Origin of the sequence: Pseudomonas extremorientalis (assembly GCF_024584605.1) — a bacterium.
GTDB lineage: Bacteria > Pseudomonadota > Gammaproteobacteria > Pseudomonadales > Pseudomonadaceae > Aquipseudomonas > Aquipseudomonas extremorientalis.
This window is the reverse complement of record NZ_CP089519.1, coordinates 2937356-2955926: the sequence shown is the minus strand read 5'-3', so window position 1 is coordinate 2955926 and position 18571 is coordinate 2937356. Positions and strand designations below refer to the sequence as shown.

At 58.8% G+C, this 18571-nt stretch carries 12 protein-coding genes; 11 read left to right on the top strand and 1 reads right to left on the bottom strand.

Annotated features, from left to right (window positions below; translation table 11 throughout):
- Positions 1–174: 174 nt before the first annotated feature.
- Positions 175–675 carry a thiol peroxidase gene (gene tpx / locus LUU92_RS13140; RefSeq protein WP_222539863.1) on the bottom strand — a complete coding sequence of 167 codons (501 nt, stop codon included), beginning with the start codon at positions 673–675 and terminating at the stop codon, positions 175–177.
- A 158-nt stretch (positions 676–833) separates the two neighbouring features.
- On the opposite strand from tpx, the gene LUU92_RS13135 reads away from it, so the two are divergent.
- The 11 genes from LUU92_RS13135 (at position 834) to LUU92_RS13085 (ending at position 18526) form a co-directional block, all read left to right on the top strand.
- Positions 834–2123: a glycosyltransferase gene (locus LUU92_RS13135; RefSeq protein ID WP_257103762.1), complete on the top strand. Its 1290-nt coding sequence runs from the start codon at positions 834–836 to the stop codon at positions 2121–2123.
- Between the two features lie 72 nt (positions 2124–2195).
- Entirely contained in the window at positions 2196–3101 is a 906-nt protein-coding gene (locus LUU92_RS13130; RefSeq protein ID WP_071490598.1) for an AraC family transcriptional regulator, read from the top strand.
- Between the two features lie 141 nt (positions 3102–3242).
- Positions 3243–9632, top strand: a complete 6390-nt coding sequence (locus tag LUU92_RS13125; protein WP_257103761.1) for a hypothetical protein — start codon at positions 3243–3245, stop codon at positions 9630–9632.
- Positions 9633–9925: 293 nt separating this feature from the next.
- Entirely contained in the window at positions 9926–11209 is a 1284-nt protein-coding gene (locus tag LUU92_RS13120) for an ABC transporter substrate-binding protein (protein WP_371322056.1), read from the top strand.
- 91 nt (positions 11210–11300) lie between these two features.
- Entirely contained in the window at positions 11301–12191 is an 891-nt protein-coding gene (locus LUU92_RS13115; protein ID WP_071490600.1) for a carbohydrate ABC transporter permease, read from the top strand.
- Positions 12192–12201: 10 nt separating this feature from the next.
- Positions 12202–13032, top strand: a complete 831-nt coding sequence (locus tag LUU92_RS13110) for a carbohydrate ABC transporter permease (protein WP_003173672.1) — start codon at positions 12202–12204, stop codon at positions 13030–13032.
- A gap of 22 nt (positions 13033–13054) precedes the next feature.
- Entirely contained in the window at positions 13055–14158 is a 1104-nt protein-coding gene (locus LUU92_RS13105) for an ABC transporter ATP-binding protein (protein WP_071490601.1), read from the top strand.
- Positions 14159–14176: 18 nt separating this feature from the next.
- Positions 14177–15658, top strand: a complete 1482-nt coding sequence (locus LUU92_RS13100) for a mannitol dehydrogenase family protein (protein ID WP_257103759.1) — start codon at positions 14177–14179, stop codon at positions 15656–15658.
- A 78-nt stretch (positions 15659–15736) separates the two neighbouring features.
- A complete protein-coding gene (gene xylB / locus LUU92_RS13095; RefSeq protein WP_071490603.1) occupies positions 15737–17218 on the top strand; it encodes a xylulokinase in 1482 nt (493 codons plus the stop codon).
- A 12-nt stretch (positions 17219–17230) separates the two neighbouring features.
- Complete coding sequence (locus LUU92_RS13090) at positions 17231–18169, top strand: carbohydrate kinase family protein (protein ID WP_257103758.1); 939 nt, start codon at positions 17231–17233, stop codon at positions 18167–18169.
- 87 nt (positions 18170–18256) lie between these two features.
- Positions 18257–18526 carry a DUF2790 domain-containing protein gene (locus LUU92_RS13085; RefSeq protein WP_092249050.1) on the top strand — a complete coding sequence of 90 codons (270 nt, stop codon included), beginning with the start codon at positions 18257–18259 and terminating at the stop codon, positions 18524–18526.
- The last annotated feature ends 45 nt before the right edge of the window (positions 18527–18571 follow it).

Here is an 18571-nt window from a genome sequence, read left to right as displayed (position 1 = left end):
AAAAGCGCCTTTACCGGCTATTTACCTTGGGCTTACAACTTTTAACTTCTGATCTTAGTCTGCCCGCTATTTCGCTAAGCAGTTGAGACACAAATAAAAACGGCCTGGACTAGGCCAGGCCGCAATCATGCATCACGCGTGTTACTGCAAAACGACAGTAACGTACCGAAACAGTTACTTCAAAACAGCCAGGGCTGCTTCGTAGTTCGGCTCCTGGCCGATTTCGGAAACCAGCTCGCTGTGCAGCACAGTGTTGTTCTCGTCCAGTACCACCACGGCGCGGGCGGTCAGGCCCTGCAGTGGGCCGTCGGCGAGGGAAACGCCGTAGTCGACAGCGAAGTCGGCGTTGCGGAAGTCCGACAGGCTCAGCACATTGTCCAGGCCTTCGGTGCCGCAGAAACGCTTCTGGGCAAACGGCAGATCAGAGGAAATGCACAGCACGACCGTGTTGCTCAGGTCGTTGGCCTGGGCGTTGAACTTGCGTACCGAGGTCGCGCAGGTCGGGGTATCAACGCTTGGGAAGATGTTCAGAACCTTGCGCTTGCCGGCGAAGGTTTCCAGGGTCGCTTGCGACAGGTCGACAGCAACCAGGCTGAATTCAGGAGCGGTGGAGCCGGTTTTCGGCAGTTCGCCTTCAACCTGGACAGGATTACCACGAAGGGTGACTTGAGCCATGAACAGAATCCTTATGCTGGGTTTGATGAAACGAATTCGAGAGGCGGAAGTTAACCACAAAGTGCGATGGCTACCTACCGCCAGACATAAATTCTCATGCCGCCGGTTATGGTTTAATTGCGCGCCGATCGCCCTGCCCTTCAAGGAACCTGTTGTTGATGAATCAGCCTGCCACCAAAGTCCTGGTCATTGGTTATGTCTGGCCGGAGCCGCGTTCCTCGGCCGCAGGCGGGCATATGATGCAGATTCTCGAGAGCTTTCTGACACAAGGTTGGGACATAACCTTCAGCAGCCCCGCAACCATCGGCGAGCACAAGGCCGATTTGCCTGCGCTGGGCATCGCCGAATGCCTCATCGAACTCAATAACAGCAGTTTCGATGATTTTATCCGCGAACTCGCCCCGGATATCGTGCTGTTCGACCGTTTCATGATGGAAGAGCAGTTTGGCTGGCGTGTCGAGAAACAATGCCCCGATGCCCTGCGCGTCCTGGAAACCAGCGACCTGCAAAGCCTGCGCGATGCCCGGCACCAGCACCTCAAGGACCACCTGAGGACGCATCCAGACCGTAACGACTTCAGCGCCCTGTTCAATTTGGCCCTGGAGGAAGAATTCCGGCTCATGGCCGACACTGACATTGCCAAGCGTGAGATTGCCGCGATTTATCGCTGTGACATCAGCCTGATGATCTCCGACGCAGAGGCACGCCTGCTCACCGAGCAGTTCAAGGTGCCCGCCGCCCTGCTCCACTGGTGCCCGCTGATGCTGGAACCGCCGACCGAGCCCTTCGCGCCATTTGAAGACCGCGCCCATTTCCTCAGCATCGGCAACTTCCGCCACGCCCCCAACTGGGATGCGGTGCTGTGGATGAAGAACAGCCTATGGCCGCTGATCCGCCAGCAACTCCCGGCAGCGCAACTGCACATTTATGGCGCCTACACCCCGCCCAAAGCCACGGCCCTGCACAACCCGGCGCAGGGCTTTCATGTAATGAACTGGGCCGAAGACGCCCTGCAAGTGATGACGGCAGCGCGCATCTGCCTGGCACCGTTGCGATTCGGCGCCGGGATCAAGGGCAAGCTGGCGGATGCAATGCTGTGCGGCACGCCAAACGTCACCACGCCGATCGGTGCCGAGGCCATGGGGGATGAACAGCCGTGGCCTGGCGCCGTGGAACAAAGCGCCCCGGCCCTCGCGGCAGCGGCGGTTGCCCTGTATCAAGACCGTGAACGTTGGACCCAGGCCCAGGAAGACGGTCGCCGACTGCTGGCCCGACGGTATGACCAGAACATCCATGGCCCGGCGCTGGTGGCCTGCCTGGAGCAGTGCCGCGGGCGCCTGTCGACCCATCGCCGCGATAACTTCACCGGCAGCATGCTGCGCCACCATGCCCACAAAAGTACGCAGTACATGTCCCAGTGGATCGAGGCAAAAAACCGCAACGTATAAACATCGACGCTGGCGAGGTCGTGCGCAAGGGGGCATTATCCTACGCAGCAACCACAATAAAGCGACGGCAGCATGACCCGAGCAACGCGCATCACCGACCCTTCCTACGAACTGATGGACGACCACAACGGCCTGTCCATTATCTATCGCCAACACGGTTTCCCTTGCCCGCTGGTGCGCTGGCACTTCCACAAGGAATACGAGCTGCATCTGATCGTCGCCAGCTCCGGCAAGGTGTTTATCGGTGACTACATCGGCAACTTCTACCCGGAAAGCCTGTTCCTCACCGGCCCCAACCTGCCCCATAACTGGATCAGCCAGGTGGAGGAAGACGAGGTGGTGCCCAAGCGCGACATGTTGGTGAACTTCACCGATGAGCTGTTCGAGCACGGCAGCCACATCTTCGCCGAACTCAAAAGCCTGGCTCCGCTGCTGGAGCGGGCGCAGTCCGGCATCGAGTTTCGCTGCAAAAAGACCATCGCCCAGGCCATGACCTTGATGCAACGCATCGAGGACGCCCAAGGCATGGCGCGCCTGGGGCACTTCTTTATCCTGCTGGACGTGTTGAGCGCCTGTGAGGACTACCAACTGCTTTCCGGTGTGACCACGCCGCAACTGGCCGATGAACACAGCATCGACCGCACCAACCGCGCCGTAGACTACATTTTCGCCCACTACGCGCGGGAGTTGCCGCTCGAAGAAGTGGCGGAATACTTGGGCATGAAGCCCACTTACTTCTCTCGCGTGTTCAAACAGGCCACCGGGCGCACATTCATCGAGTTCGTCAACCGGTTGCGTATCAGCAAATCCTGCGAGTTGTTGGCCGATGGGGATAAAGCCGTGACGGATGTGTGTTTCGAGTCGGGCTTCAACAATATCTCCAACTTCAACCGGCGCTTCCAGCAACTCAAGGGCATGACCCCTTCCCACTACCGTCGCCTGGCGGTGCAGCGACTGACTGAGCAGAACCTCGCCTGAAACAGCGACGCCTCCCTAGATAGATCTATTGGGAAATTCAAAAGGAACCTAACAGCGCTGGTTGCCACGTAAGAAAAGTGTCTTCCATTTTCCATTTGCGCGGAATTTCCTGCCTATATCCGCTGCTGTTGAGGACTTCTTATGATCGGGCTTCCAGTCTCAAACCACCGCGCGACCACTGCACAGCGTGATAACCCGAAACCACCGGCTGGCCCGCTCCGCACCTCGGTCACCTCCATCGTCATCGGACTTTTCGCTAACCCCGTCGACCAACGCCAGACACCTTTCACCCCGCCGGTTGATCTGCCGGATCACACGCGTCAGCGCATTGAATCCTTGCTCAGATTCAGAGCGACAAAAGAACAATCAAGCCTGTGCGAGCAGATCAGGCAACGACTGATGGATTCGCCTGATCCGCTGACAGTTACCGCAGCACGGGCAGAGGTCGAGAAACTTCTTGATCAGCCAAGTGCGCTCAGTCCGCAAAAAACCTACACCCAGTTGATTCAAGAAATAATTGTCAGCCCTGTACCCAGCGCGCCGAAAACTCTCCCTGTTTCTTCGCGCGTACGTCGAGATCTGCAGAACACGCCCCCCAGCCAAGACACAGGCAACGCCTCGCTGCGCAAGTTCGCCGACACGTTGGTTGACAAGGCTGATGCGGAGTTGGCGATCAATACAGCCTACACCGTGATCAACACGTTGCTTAACGATAAAGAGCTTGCTCCGAAAGGCACCCTATACACGGTTCCTGTCGAGCCCGACTCCACTTTTGGCCTGGCCCTTGCCGAGCTGGATGATGCACTGCGCTCGGAACCCTTCAAATCGTTTGCCCAAACCCATGACATCGATATTGAATCGTTGGTGATCGACCCCACCGGGCGCCTCTTCCTGCAGCCGGAGGACCACGACATTGATATCAGCCAGTACGGCAAAGACAGTTTTTCAAAGGCAACATCGGCGGTTTTCAAAGCGGCCACAAAGGTGGCGGGCTCCAGTCGTGAACCTTTCAGATTTTTCGGGCAAGACCGGGCGTTTCCTGAGCTGATTACCAACTTCTATGGCATGCAACTGCCCCGTGATTATTCCCGAAACTACAATGAGGATACGTTATTCAAAATTGGGCAGTTGATTCGTGAAGGAACATTTCCTTCGCTACGTCATTCCGACCCGCTTTACGAGCAACAGTATGCCCCCGTCAAGCAACGTCAACAGCGAGCCAAGCAACAAATCGTGGATCTGCCAGCGGAGCAACTGGATCAACGCCTCGCTCGCTATGCGCCGTTGACCGCAGCCCAAAAGGTTCAGGAGGCCGACGAGGCGCTGGCATGGCAGTGCAGCGAGACGCTGCTAAAACAATTGCCAGCGTTGAATGGCGGAAATGACACACGACCTCTGCTCAATGAAGTGCCCGAGTATTCAACCTTCAATCAAGTTCGCCAGCAGCTTCTGAATGCGCTCACAAGCGCCACTTTTACCGACTTTGCGCAGAAACAAGGCCTTGACCCTAAGACCGCCCGCATCAACCCCGTCGAAGGAGCCCTGACGGCCAAGGTGAAAGGCGTGGAAACCACGTTCACCCTGAACGATGTGTCAGAAGATTGGAGTAATGTCTGGGTCGAAATAAAGGATGCGGTGCAACGGATGGCCGCAGGCGCTGATGCCGATGTGCACTACCCTGCTCCGCCCACCGCAACACTGGACGAGGTGCTGCGTTTCTACAATGAGCAAATGCCCCCTCAGCCAGACACCCGACAACCCGACTGGAAAGAACACCAACTGAACACCTTGCTAAACCGTGGCTTAGCATTGGTTCAAAATCAAACCTTCAGCGCACTGGTCGACACCTCGTTGAACGATCCCCAGTCTGTCGCCGTACGGCAAAACCAGCAGGCCGTGACGCAAATGCTGGCCTCTACACCGCTCTCCCCCTCGCCACTTGAAAAACTGGCCGCCGCCATCAAAGCCAGCCGGGCGGCGCTTGTGGAAGCTGAAGACACCCCCGAAGACCTTTTGGCGCGCGCCGAAGGTGAGCTTGCCACCACTGTTCATCGTGCAATGCTTGAACTGAAACTCGCCCCCGAACAAGCCGCATCGAAAATCATCCAACTGATACCGCCCAACAGCCTGTTCGGTCAATGGCGGGCCTACCTGCACAAAGCCCTCAATAGCCAGGGTTTCAAGGCGTGGGCGCATGAGCAGAAGGTTGACCTGGCTTCCTTGCGTTATGACCCCACGGACAACGCGCTGGTTAGCAAGGTTGGGGCGCAAGAACAGCGTTTCACTGCCACCGCATTCGCGCAAAAGTACCCCAATTACTTTGACGCGCTGGCGCCCGTGCTAACCGCAGCGCAGGCATTCGCGAATCAAACACAACCCATTGCACTGCTTCACGCCGAATCCAACGGTGCTCCCTACCAATGGGTGGCCAACTTTTATAGCCTCAGCGACACCCCCGGCAGCACGAGATTTGACCAACAGGCTGCCTTGATGGGCCGCACCCAACAATTTCCCAATCCACCTGATAACCCAGAAAACACAATGGGCTGGCTGGCCCGGCAAAACACCGCAGTGGGTGACAGCAACGACCGTTACAGACTGATCCAAGCCTTGGAAAACTGGACACCGGACAGCGGCTCAAGGCGCCTTGTGGTCGATCCAGACTCTTCCCATCAACCCAAGGGCGTGACAACGGTTGCCGAATTCATCTCGCACAACAACTGGTACCCAGTGTCATCAAAAGCAGACAACGACAATTTGCTGAAGGCCTTGCAGACGCGGGCTCCCCACTCTCCTCCCCTGGGCAATCGCTGGGGGTTCCTGTCGACGCCACTGCCGCTGAATGCCGCGCAACGCGATCAACTGGTCGAAGAGGTGAAAAAAAAGATCGGCGCCAATAACACCCTCCTCAATTACCTCGGCATGAGGGTTGCCAACCTCAGTACCGATCCTGAACAGGCACTGGAGCAACTGCTTACCAGCAGCGATGCGCTTGAACTCGCCACCGATCTGCAAACCAGCATGAAGGTGGCTGCAACCTCAACCAGCTTGAGGAATTTGCTTTTGACGTACCTGGTACTGGAAGTTGATCCAACGGCCGGCACTCAACACAAGACCATTGCCGGAGCTGATTTGACCGACAACGATAACGTTGGGCGCAACACTCACTTCAGGCGCGAACTCTTCACGCAACACCTGGTTGAGAACAAAGGCATCCCTCGTCACCTTGCACCGGCAGTTGCGCACTTGCTTCTACAAGGGGCGGCACCGCAATTACTGGTGAAGGATGTACCGAAACAAGTAACGCTCGGCTCGCCGGAGGATGTCGAGTTTACGACTGCGGTCAACCGGATCGAATGGACAGCTCCTGGCGCGACCGCAAACATGACGTACCCGGAAATCATGAGTCTTCATAACATCCGGCCTATCTCAGCACTGGAAGCGCAGATATACAGCTACGCGCAAATGAATCCGTTATTGGATTGGGCGGCCATCCATAACAACGTTGATAAGAACAACTATACCCTGGAGCAATTGAAAGACAGCCAGCAGAAACTCCAGGCATCCACCCAGGCCACCGCCGAAGCCGTCCAGTGGCTGAGAACAGTTGAAGCGCCCAATAGAAGGGACATGGCACTGAAAGTACTAAGAGAACAGTTCGGCAGCCATATCGACTATGAAAAACGCTTTATGATTGAAAACGAACTCGCTGGTTTGATCAGCGGGAGACACTATAGCCTGGCAGAAATCTTTGAAGCAGGCAGGCTGGATGAAAGCTGGGGGCAGGAAGGCAATCATGTGGATGTCGACAGCCTGCGTAAAAAGGCCAGGGAACCTGGCTTTCCAGTGATCAACGATGAATTCGACAAGGCTATAAAGGCGGATTTCAATCTTCGCAGGCGGCATACCACGACACTGTTCGAGAATATGCTCAACAAGCTGCCTGTCGAAGAACGCAAGAGCCTGCTTTATGGCGACGTAGAGTTTTTGAACGTTGAAGGCGCCGGCAGCGGCATGGTGATCACGTCGATCTACAACGGGGCCAGAAGAGATTTTGCGGTTTACCCGACGTGGGGCCAGATTATAAGAATTGCCGACATTGATCCGGATACCCCCCTAGGCCAAAAAGTCAGCCTGGAAATCGATGCCGAGGCTTTCAAGACCGGCACTGAACCTAAATCGGGGGTTAAATCAGAAGTCGTTTTGAGAGCCACCGATCAACGCCTCCTGGATGACAACAACGAACCCTGGCCGTTACCGGTGTCCTTCCCTGCCCACCAGGAAAATGACGCGTTCTCCCCCCATTATGTGGCTGGAAGACTATCGAAATTGGCCAAAGTGATGGTCGACTCCACATACCTGTACAGATCCGACTTTGTCGACCTTCACCGTAATTGGTCCAGCAATACACTTGAAACGGCCACGCAACCCCGTGACTTCTTCAAGGCCATATGGCACTCCTTGCCCGGCACCAGCAGTTTGGAAGACCTTTATCACGGCCAATTCCTGAAAGCAGGCGTAGACCTTGGCATTGATGTCGCGATCCTTGTTGCCACAGAGGGCGCCAACACTTTGTGGGGCTTGGCCAAATCTGCTGCATCTTGGGCGGCTGCCAAGGTATCCGCAGGGTTTATCGAGAAGTTTGGCGTTAAAGAGGTTGAAGCAATTGAGCTCAAGGACTTCACGGCTGCCACTACCACGCAATCAACCCGCTCGTTGAGCCGGCTACAGGATGGCCAGCTAACTGAGCAGACAGCTGACATGGCCAATGGCTGCGTGTGGCTTTCCGGAGCTCAGGACCGGGCCAACATCACCGCCATACGCCAGGGCAATGAGTGGTATGCCTACGACGCAAAGACCATGGCCGCTTATGGTCCTGCGCTTGAGGGTTTTGTGTCTGACACATCCTCGGTCCTGAAACAAGAAACCTTTTCCGACGGCACCAAAGCCCTGGTCACCGAAAAGCCTTTGGCCGCAGATGCCTATACCGTCACGCGCACCCATGGCTTCGACTTGATCAACAAGGGCAAGGTTTACCGCTACGACTCTCGCCAACCAGGCTTGCTGCGAGACCTGGAGTCAGCCGACCACTACACGCCGCTGGAAAGCTTTGAAGCCTGGTGCCCAGCCCCGAGTATCGGCGGCCGCGTCAAGCGCGGTGCCAACGACGTCTGTTTTACCAAGTTCATCGAGGAGGTATCCGGCGAATTGAAGCAGGAACTTCAGGCGCTTGAGCACGTGCGCCTGTTTCCCTCAGCGCCGAAGTTCCTGCGCAAGGGCCAGTTTGTGATTTTCGAACGCCGCCGCTGGAAAATGGTCGACGGCGAAAGGGGGCCAAAATTGCATCCGGTGCCTGGGACCAAGCCCATTGTCTACAAATCAAAAATCACCGGCACACTCAAAAATGAACCCGAATTCGGCTTTTTCAGCGCACAAAACAGTGAGGGGCTGGAGCGAGAAACACGCGTGGTCAAGCTCAACCGCATCACTGATGCTGTCGACGATAAACGTGAACTGCGTGGGGTGATCGTTAACGACACGGCACCCGGCAGTACCGCCAAATACCTGGTGATCGAGGCGGATACCGCCGAGTTCTACTACGCACGATTGGAGGAGACACCCGGCAGCCAGCTGACGTTCAATAAATGCACGCCTAGGGAGCTGCCGATGGTGAGGGCTTACCGGAATAAATTCAGCATCCGTCAAGGTGTTGCCAACTTACCGTTTGATGCCAATTTCATTGCGCTGCCAAAATTGAAGTTTGCCTTTGAAGATCTGGAGCGCACGGGCTACTTGAAAGAGGACATCGATGAGTTAAAAGCAATGTGCAAGAATCTGACGGATGAACAGCAACGCGAGGTTGTCTATCAGCTACAGCGGGCCAAAGCGATTGATAAAGCGGATATTGCCTTGCAAACCAACCAGGTTACCGCGCTGGACCATCCCGCCAACTTCACATCGTGGACCGCTGAACAGCAAAACAAATTCTACGCACAACAAGCGCGAGACAGCGTGAACCGTTCCATGAAAGCCACCGGCCTGGGGCCTGCTAACCAAATGCACTCAAAAGCGGACCTGGCCCGCGCTGAGGCCGCGGATATGACGATTAACTGGTTGCGCAAGACCGTACCGCCTGGGGCGTTGAACCGTCCAAACCTGATTGTGAAGTCCGGGGCTGGAAACTGTGGGGAAATGGCTTTGCTATCCGAAAACATCATCAAAAAAAGCGGAGGAAAGGCCCAAACATGGTATGTGGAAAGAGGCGACCACGTATTCACAGTTGTCGGCGGACCGGCCTCGGGAGGTAAAGCCACCATTGATTTTTCACAATCCGAATGGAAAGACGCCTGGATCGTCGACCCCTGGGCCGAAATTTCATGCAGGGCATCCGAGTACACCGAGTTAGTGAAGAAGAAGATGGCCGAGTGGGACGCAAAAGGCCTGAAAATTCACACCCGTGGCCAATGGCGCAAGCCTGTGGATCCACAGTGGATCAAAGAGCTGACCACGCATGAAAAAAGATCCTATTAAGCCGTAACGTCGTAACCTGCGAAGACCTGGCCCCACCGCGCTATTCAGGGCGCCAGGTTTTCGGATGCCCGCCGGCTTCAAGCACCCACCTGAACTCAAGTGCAAAAAAGTATCAGTCCTAGTGCTCCCAAGGATTTGTCACATCGCCGTTTCAAGGCTGTAATCGACGCACACTCTTCCTGACTCCTTGTAGGAAGACACAACAACAATAACTGTCCTTCCGTAGCCCCCTGGGCGCGGAAATGGAGTGCGCGATGAAGTTCACAGCAAAAGCACTGCTCGTCTCTACCTGCATGACCACCTGCATGACCCTCAGCGCCGTCAGCTTTGGCGCGCAGACCCTGACCATTGCCACCGTCAACAACAGCGACATGATCCGCATGCAAAAGCTCTCGAAAACCTTCGAGGCCGAGCATCCGGAGATCAAGCTGAACTGGGTGGTGCTCGAAGAAAACGTACTGCGCCAGCGCCTGACCACCGACATCGCCACCCAAGGTGGGCAGTTCGATGTATTGACCATCGGCATGTACGAAGCTGCACTATGGGGCGCCAAGGGTTGGCTGGAGCCGATGAAGGATCTGCCGGCGTCCTACGACCTCGACGATGTCTTCCCTTCAGTACGTGACGGTTTGTCCGTCAAAGGCTCGCTGTACGCCCTGCCGTTCTACGCCGAAAGCTCGATCACCTATTACCGCACCGATCTGTTCAAGGACGCCGGGCTGACCATGCCCGAGCACCCGACCTGGACCCAGATCGGCGAATTCGCCAGCAAACTCACCGACAAGAGCAAAGAGCAATACGGCCTGTGCCTGCGCGGCAAAGCCGGTTGGGGCGAGAATATGGCGCTGATCACCACCCTGGCCAACGGCTACGGGGCGCGCTGGTTCGATGAGAAATGGCAGCCGGAATTCAACGGCCCTGAATGGAAGGACGCGCTGAACTTCTACGTCGACAACATGAAGAAATCCGGCCCGCCGGGCGCTTCCAGCAACGGTTTCAACGAAAACCTGGCGCTGTTCAACAGCGGCAAGTGCGCGATCTGGGTGGATGCCAGCGTGGCCGGCTCGTTCGTCACCGACAAGACCCAGAGCAAAGTGGCTGACCATGTCGGCTTCACCTTTGCCCCTCATGAAAAGACCGACAAAGGTACGTCGTGGCTGTACTCTTGGAGCCTGGCGATCCCGACCAGTTCCAAGGCGAAGGACGCCGCCAAGGTGTTCACCAGCTGGGCCACCTCCAAGGAATATGGTGCCTTGGTCGCCAAGACCGACGGCGTCGCCAACGTACCGCCAGGCACGCGCAAGTCGACCTACAGCGACGAGTACATGAAAGCCGCACCGTTTGCCAAGGTGACGCTGGAATCGTTGAAAGTCGCGGACCCGACCAAACCGACGCTCAAGCCGGTGCCGTATATCGGTATCCAGTTGGTGACCATTCCTGAGTTCCAGGCGATTGGCACCCAGGTCGGCAAGTTCTTCTCGGGCGCGCTGACCGGTCAACAGGCAGTGGATCAAGCCTTGACCGCCGCGCAGACCACCACCGAGCGTGAGATGAAGCGGGCGGGCTACCCCAAATAACCCAGCCCCACCCACAGTCAAATGTGGGAGGGGGCAAGCCCCCACCCACATTGACCGCGCTCCGATTCGTATCTGACTGGTCTTGACCCTAATGAATACACCCGCCAAAAACCGCCTGGCCAACCCCGGCTGGTTCCTCGTCAGCCCCTCGGTGGCCTTGCTGCTGCTGTGGATGATCGTGCCGCTGGGCATGACCCTGTACTTTTCGCTGATCCGCTACAACCTGCTCTACCCCGGTGAAAACGAGTTCGTGGGGTTGGAAAATTTCGCTTACTTCGTGACCGACTCGGGCTTCCTGCCCGGCGCCACCAATACCCTGTTGCTGGTGGGCAGCGTGCTGCTGATCAGTGTGGTGTTCGGTGTGTTGATCAGTGCCCTGCTCGAAGCCAGTGAGTTTTTCGGTCGTGGCCTGGTGCGGGTGCTGCTGATATCGCCGTTCTTCATCATGCCTACCGTCGGCGCGCTGATCTGGAAGAACCTGATTTTCCACCCGGTGTCGGGGATTCTCGCTGCCGTGTGGAAGCTGTTCGGCGCCGAGCCGGTGGACTGGCTGGCGCACTACCCGTTGCTGTCGATCATCATCATCGTGTCGTGGCAATGGCTGCCCTTTGCGATCCTGCTGCTGATGACCGCCATGCAGTCCCTCGACCAGGAACAAAAGGAAGCTGCGCGCCTGGACGGTGCCGGCGCCATCGCGATCTTCTGGCACCTGACCCTGCCCCACCTGGCCCGGCCGATTGCCGTGGTGGTGATGATCGAAACGATCTTCCTGCTCTCGGTGTTCGCCGAAATCTTCACCACCACCAACGGCGGCCCCGGTTACGCCTCGACCAACCTCGCGTACCTGATCTACAACCAGGCGCTGGTGCAGTTCGACGTGGGCATGGCCTCGGCCGGCGGCTTGATTGCCGTGGTCATCGCCAATATCGCGGCGATCATCCTGGTGCGGATGATCGGCAAAAACCTGACTGACAAGCCTTGAGGGCCGCGCCATGACGCTTCAACAATCCCGCCGCCTGCAAAGCCTGTTGCTCGGCACCCTGGCCTGGGCCATCGCGATCCTGATTTTCTTCCCGATCTTCTGGATGGTGCTGACCAGCTTCAAGACCGAGATCGATGCGTTCGCCACGCCGCCGCAGTTCATCTTCACGCCGACGCTGGAGAACTACCTGCACATCAACGAGCGCAGCAACTACTTCAGTTATGCGTGGAACTCGGTGCTGATCTCCTTCAGCGCCACCGCCCTGTGCCTGCTGATCTCGGTGCCGGCCGCCTACTCCATGGCGTTCTACGAAACCCAGCGCACCAAAGGCACGCTGCTGTGGATGCTGTCGACCAAGATGCTGCCGCCGGTGGGCGTGCTGATGCCGATCTACCTGCTGGCCAAGAGCTTCGGCCTGCTGGATACACGCATCGCGCTGATCATCATCTACACCCTGATCAACCTGCCAATTGTGGTCTGGATGGTTTACACCTACTTCAAGGACATCCCCAAGGACATCCTCGAAGCCGCCCGCCTGGATGGCGCCACCCTGTGGCAGGAAATGGTCCGCGTACTGCTGCCGATTGCCAAGGGTGGCCTGGCGTCAACCGTGTTGCTGTCGCTGATCCTGTGCTGGAACGAGGCGTTCTGGTCGCTGAACCTGACCTCGTCCGCCGCCGCGCCGCTGACCGCGCTGATCGCCTCCTACTCCAGCCCCGAAGGGCTGTTCTGGGCCAAATTGTCCGCCGTGTCGACCCTGGCCTGCGCGCCGATCCTGATCTTTGGCTGGATCAGCCAGAAACAGCTGGTGCGCGGTCTGTCCTTCGGCGCCGTTAAATAATAATTCCTAGCGGAGGCCCCTCATGGCCAATCTGAAAATCAAGAATCTGCAAAAAGGCTTCGAAGGCTTTTCCATCATCAAGGGCATCGACCTGGAAGTGAACGACAAGGAATTCGTGGTGTTCGTCGGCCCCTCGGGCTGCGGTAAATCCACGCTGCTGCGCCTGATCGCTGGCCTGGAAGAAGTCAGCGAAGGCACCATCGAACTGGACGGGCGCGACATCACCGAAGTGACCCCGGCCAAGCGCGACCTGGCGATGGTGTTCCAGACCTACGCGCTGTACCCGCACATGAGCGTGCGCAAGAACATGTCGTTTGCCCTCGACCTGGCCGGTGTCGACAAGAAACTGGTGGAAAGCAAAGTCAGCGAAGCGGCGCGCATCCTGGAACTTGGGCCATTGCTGGAGCGCAAGCCCAAGCAACTGTCTGGCGGCCAGCGCCAGCGTGTGGCCATTGGCCGGGCAATTGTGCGTAACCCGAAGATCTTCCTGTTCGACGAACCGCTGTCCAACCTCGACGCCGCCCTGCGCGTGCAGATGCGCCTGGAACTGGCGCGCCTGCATAAAGAACTGCAAGCGACCATGATCTACGTGACCCACGACCAGGTCGAAGCCATGACCCTGGCCGACAAAGTGGTGGTACTCAACAGTGGCCGTATCGAGCAGGTCGGCTCGCCGCTGGAGCTGTACCACCAGCCGGCCAACCTGTTCGTGGCGGGTTTCCTCGGCACACCGAAGATGGGCTTCCTCAAAGGCAAGGTCACCCGCGTCGAAGGCCAGGGCTGTGAAGTGCAACTGGATGCCGGCACCACCATCAACCTGCCGTTGAGCAGCGCCACCCTGAGCGCCGGCAGCGCGGTGACCCTGGGCATTCGCCCGGAGCACCTGGAAATCGCCACGCCCGGCCAAACCACCCTGACCGTCACCGCCGACGTCGGCGAGCGCCTGGGCAGCGACACCTTCTGCCACGTCATCACCGCCAATGGCGAGCCGCTGACCATGCGCATCCGTGGCGACATGGCCAGCCAGTACGGCGAGACGCTGCACCTGCACCTGGACCCGGCGCACTGCCATCTGTTCGACACCGATGGCGTGGCCGTGGCCCGCCCACTGCGCGCTGCCGCCTGATTTCGCGAGATTGAACTGATGAAACTGAATAAACACAACCTCACCCAGCTGGCACCGCAAGTGAAGCTGCCCACCTATGCCATTGCCAGCACCACCCAGGGCATCGCCCATATCGGCGTCGGCGGTTTTCACCGTGCGCACCAGGCGTATTACACCGATGCACTGATGAACACTGGCGAAGGGTTGGACTGGAGCATCTGCGGCGTCGGCCTGCGTGCCGAGGACCGCAAGGCCCGCGACGACCTGGCGGGCCAGGACTACCTGTTCACCCTGTACGAACTGGGCGACACCGATGACACCGAGGTGCGGGTGATCGGCTCGATCAGCGACATGCTGCTGGCCGAAGACGGCGCCCAGGCGCTGATCGACAAACTGGCCGACCCGGCCATTCGCATCGTCTCGCTGACCATCACCGAAGGCGGCTACTGCATCGACGACAGCAACGGCGAGTTCATGGCCCACCTGCCGCAGATCCAGCACGACCTGGCGCACCCGAGCGCACCGAAAACCGTGTTCGGCTTTATCTGCGCCGCGTTGACCCAGCGCCGCGCCGCCGGCACCCCGGCATTTACCGTGATGTCCTGCGATAACCTGCCGCACAACGGCGCCGTGACCCGCAAGGCCCTGCTGGCGTTCGCAGCGCTGCACAATGCCGAGCTGCACGACTGGATCAAGGCCAACGTGAGCTTCCCGAATGCCATGGTCGACCGCATCACACCGATGACCAGCACCGCCCACCGCCTGCAATTGCATGATGAGCACGATATCGACGACGCCTGGCCGGTGGTGTGCGAACCCTTTGTGCAGTGGGTGCTGGAAGACAAATTCGTCAACGGGCGCCCGGCCTGGGAAAAGGTCGGCGTGCAGTTCACCGATGACGTTACGCCCTATGAAGAAATGAAGATCGGCCTGCTCAACGGCAGCCACCTGGCGTTGACCTACCTGGGTTTTCTCAAGGGTTATCGGTTTGTGCACGAGACCATGAATGACCCGCTGTTCGTAGCCTACATGCGCGCCTATATGGACCTGGACGTCACGCCGAACCTGGCGCCGGTGCCGGGCATCGACCTGACGGAGTACAAGCAGACGTTGGTAGACCGCTTCTCCAACCAGGCGATTGCCGATCAACTGGAGCGCGTGTGTTCCGATGGCTCGTCGAAGTTTCCCAAGTTCACCGTGCCGACCATCAACCGGTTGATTGCCGATGGGCGCGAGACGGAGCGTGCGGCGCTGGTGGTGGCGGCCTGGGCGTTGTACCTGAAAGGCGTGGATGAGCATGGCGTGAGCTACAAGATCCCCGACCCGCGTGCCGAGTTCTGCCAGGGACTGGTGAGTGACGATGCACTGATCAGCAAGCGCCTGCTGGGGGTGGAAGAGATTTTTGGCACGGCTATTCCCAAGTCGGCCGAGTTTGTGGCAGCGTTCGAACGGTGTTATGCAAGCTTGCGTGATCACGGCGTGACCGAAACCCTGGAGCACCTCCTGAAGAAACCGACTTAAACATGTGGGAGGGGGCTTGCCCCCTTGTACATTGGAATGCATTGCCAACTCGAACAATAAACTGCTGAGCACACCCTCATGACCCAGCAAAACCTGTTTCTCGGCATCGACTGCGGCACCCAGGGCACCAAGGCCATCGTTCTCGACGCCTCCAGCGGCAGGGTACTGGGCCTCGGCGCTGCGGCGCACACCCTGATCAGCGGCGCCAATGGCCGCCGCGAACAGCACACCCAGGAATGGCTGGACGCCTTCACCGAGGCCACCCACCGCGCCCTGCAACAGGCCAGTGTGGACGGCCAGGATATCCTCGGTATCGGCGTGTCCGGCCAGCAACATGGCTTGGTGCTGCTGGATGAACACGGTGAGGTATTGCGCCCGGCCAAGCTGTGGTGCGACACCGAAACCACGCCTGAAAACGAGCGCCTGCTGGCCTATCTGGGCGGTGAGAACGGCTCGCTGGAACGCCTCGGTGTGGCGATTGCACCGGGTTATACCGTGTCCAAGCTACTGTGGACCCGCGAACAGCACCCGGACCTGTTTGCACGCATTGCGCATATCCTGCTGCCCCACGACTACCTCAACTATTGGCTCACCGGTAAGGCCGTCGCGGAATACGGCGATGCGTCCGGCACCGGCTACTTCAATGTGCGCAGCCGTGAATGGGATGTGGACCTGCTCAAGCACATCGATCCCAGCGGCCGCCTTGAAGCGGCGCTGCCGGCGTTGATCGAAGCGGATCAAAGCGTCGGCACAATCCTGCCGGCCATCGCCGAACGCCTGGGCATCAACCCCAACGCCATCGTTTCCAGCGGCGGCGGCGACAACATGATGGGCGCCATTGGCACCGGTAATATCGCGACCGGCGTGATCACCATGAGCCTGGGTTCATCGGGCACCGTGTATGCATTTGCCGACCGACCCAACGTCAGCCCCCAGGCTTCGGTCGCGACGTTTTGCTCATCCAGCGGCGGCTGGCTGCCATTGATCTGCACCATGAACCTGACCAACGCCACCGGGGTCATGCGCGAGCTGTTCGACCTCGACCTGGCCGCGTTCAACACCCTGGTCGATCAGGCGCCCATCGGCGCCGACGGCGTGAGCATGCTGCCATTCCTCAACGGTGAGCGTGTACCCGCACTGCCCCACGCCACCGGCAGCCTGCACGGCCTGACCATGACCAACCTGAGCCGCGCCAACCTGTGCCGCGCCGTGGTCGAGGGCACCACCTTCGGCCTGCGCTACGGCCTCGACCTGCTGCGCGAGACCGGCCTGCAAAGCCAGAGCATCCGCTTGATCGGCGGCGGCTCGAAGAGCCCGGTGTGGCGGCAGATGGTGGCCGACATCATGAATACCGAAGTGGTCTGCACCGAACAAAGCGAAGCCGCGGCCCTGGGCGCGGCGATCCAGGCGGCGTGGTGCCAGTCCGGCGAAGCGCTGGCCAGCCTGTGCGACAAATGCGTAAGCGTCGACCCCGCCAGCCGGACCCTGCCGGTGGCGGGCAGCGTAGGCGCCTACCAGCAGGCTTACGAGCGCTATCAACAACTCGTGGCAACCCTTTAAGAGCGAACGACTATGTATCTGGTGTGTGGTGAAGCGCTGTTTGATTTCTTCAGCGAGGAAGATGCCAGCGGGCAGGCTTCCAAGGTCAACTACAAGGCGATTGCCGGCGGTTCGCCGTTCAACGTGGCGGTAGGCCTGCGCCGCCTGGGTATCGAGGCCGGGTTGTTCGGCGGCTTGTCCACCGACTTCCTTGGCCGTCGCCTGTTGCAGGTGCTCAAGGATGAAGGCGTCAATGAACGGTTCCTGGTGGAGTTCGCCGCGCCGACCACCCTGTCGATGGTCGCCGTGGGTGCCGATGGCTCACCGCAGTACAACTTCCGAGGCGAAGGCTGCGCCGACCGCCTGCTGGAAGTCGCCCACCTGCCCGCGTTGGGGGCTGACATTCGCGGCCTGCATATCGGCTCGTTTTCCCTGGTGGTGCAGCCGATTGGCGACACCCTGCTGAACCTGGTCAAGCGTGAAAGCGGCAAGCGCCTGATCAGCCTCGACCCCAACGTGCGCCTCAACCCGCAGCCGGATATCCAGCTGTGGCGCGACCGCGTGGCGGAGCTGGTCAAGCATGCCGACCTGATCAAGGTCAGCGACGAAGACCTGCACCTGCTCTACCCGGACCAGTCGCCGGAAAGCGTGCTGCAGGGCTGGCTGCAACACCGTTGCCAATTGGTGTTCCTCACTCGTGGCGGCGACGGTGCCAGTGTGTTCAGCCGCCAGCACGGCAACTGGTCGCAACCGGCAGTCAAGGTGGTGATGGCCGACACGGTGGGGGCCGGCGACACCTTCCAGGCGGCGTTGATTGCCTGGCTGACCGAGCAGCAGCTTGACTCGGTAGAGGGCCTGCAACAGCTCACGCGGGCACAGATCGACGTCATGCTGGGCTTTGCCATTCGCGCCGCGGCGATGACCTGCGGCAAGACCGGGCCGGACCTGCCCTATCGTCATCAGCTTGGATGAAGCTTTTGTCAGCCAGGCAAACTTTAATCGATGGTTAATCCCGCAAGCCGAGAGTGAAGTTGTACCCACTTGTTGCGGAGAAACACCATGAAACTGCGCACGTTGATGCTCGGTGCCACCCTTGCACTGGCGGCTGCGTCTGGCCTGGCCCAGGCCGACGATCAAACAGCCGCCGTCAAACCCGTGCCTTACCACTACGGCCTGCCGATGAATATCGACAAGGTGCTGGCCATGAACGAAACCCCGACCGATGAGTGCAAGGTCATCAAGGCGGATATCAAGTTCCTGGATAAAGCAGGCAAGGTAGAAGACGTGAGCTACCGGAAAATGTCCGAAGCCTGCGACTTCCAGAACTGAGGCGTTGAAACAATAGAGCCAGGCCAGCACAAATAGGCGTACGCT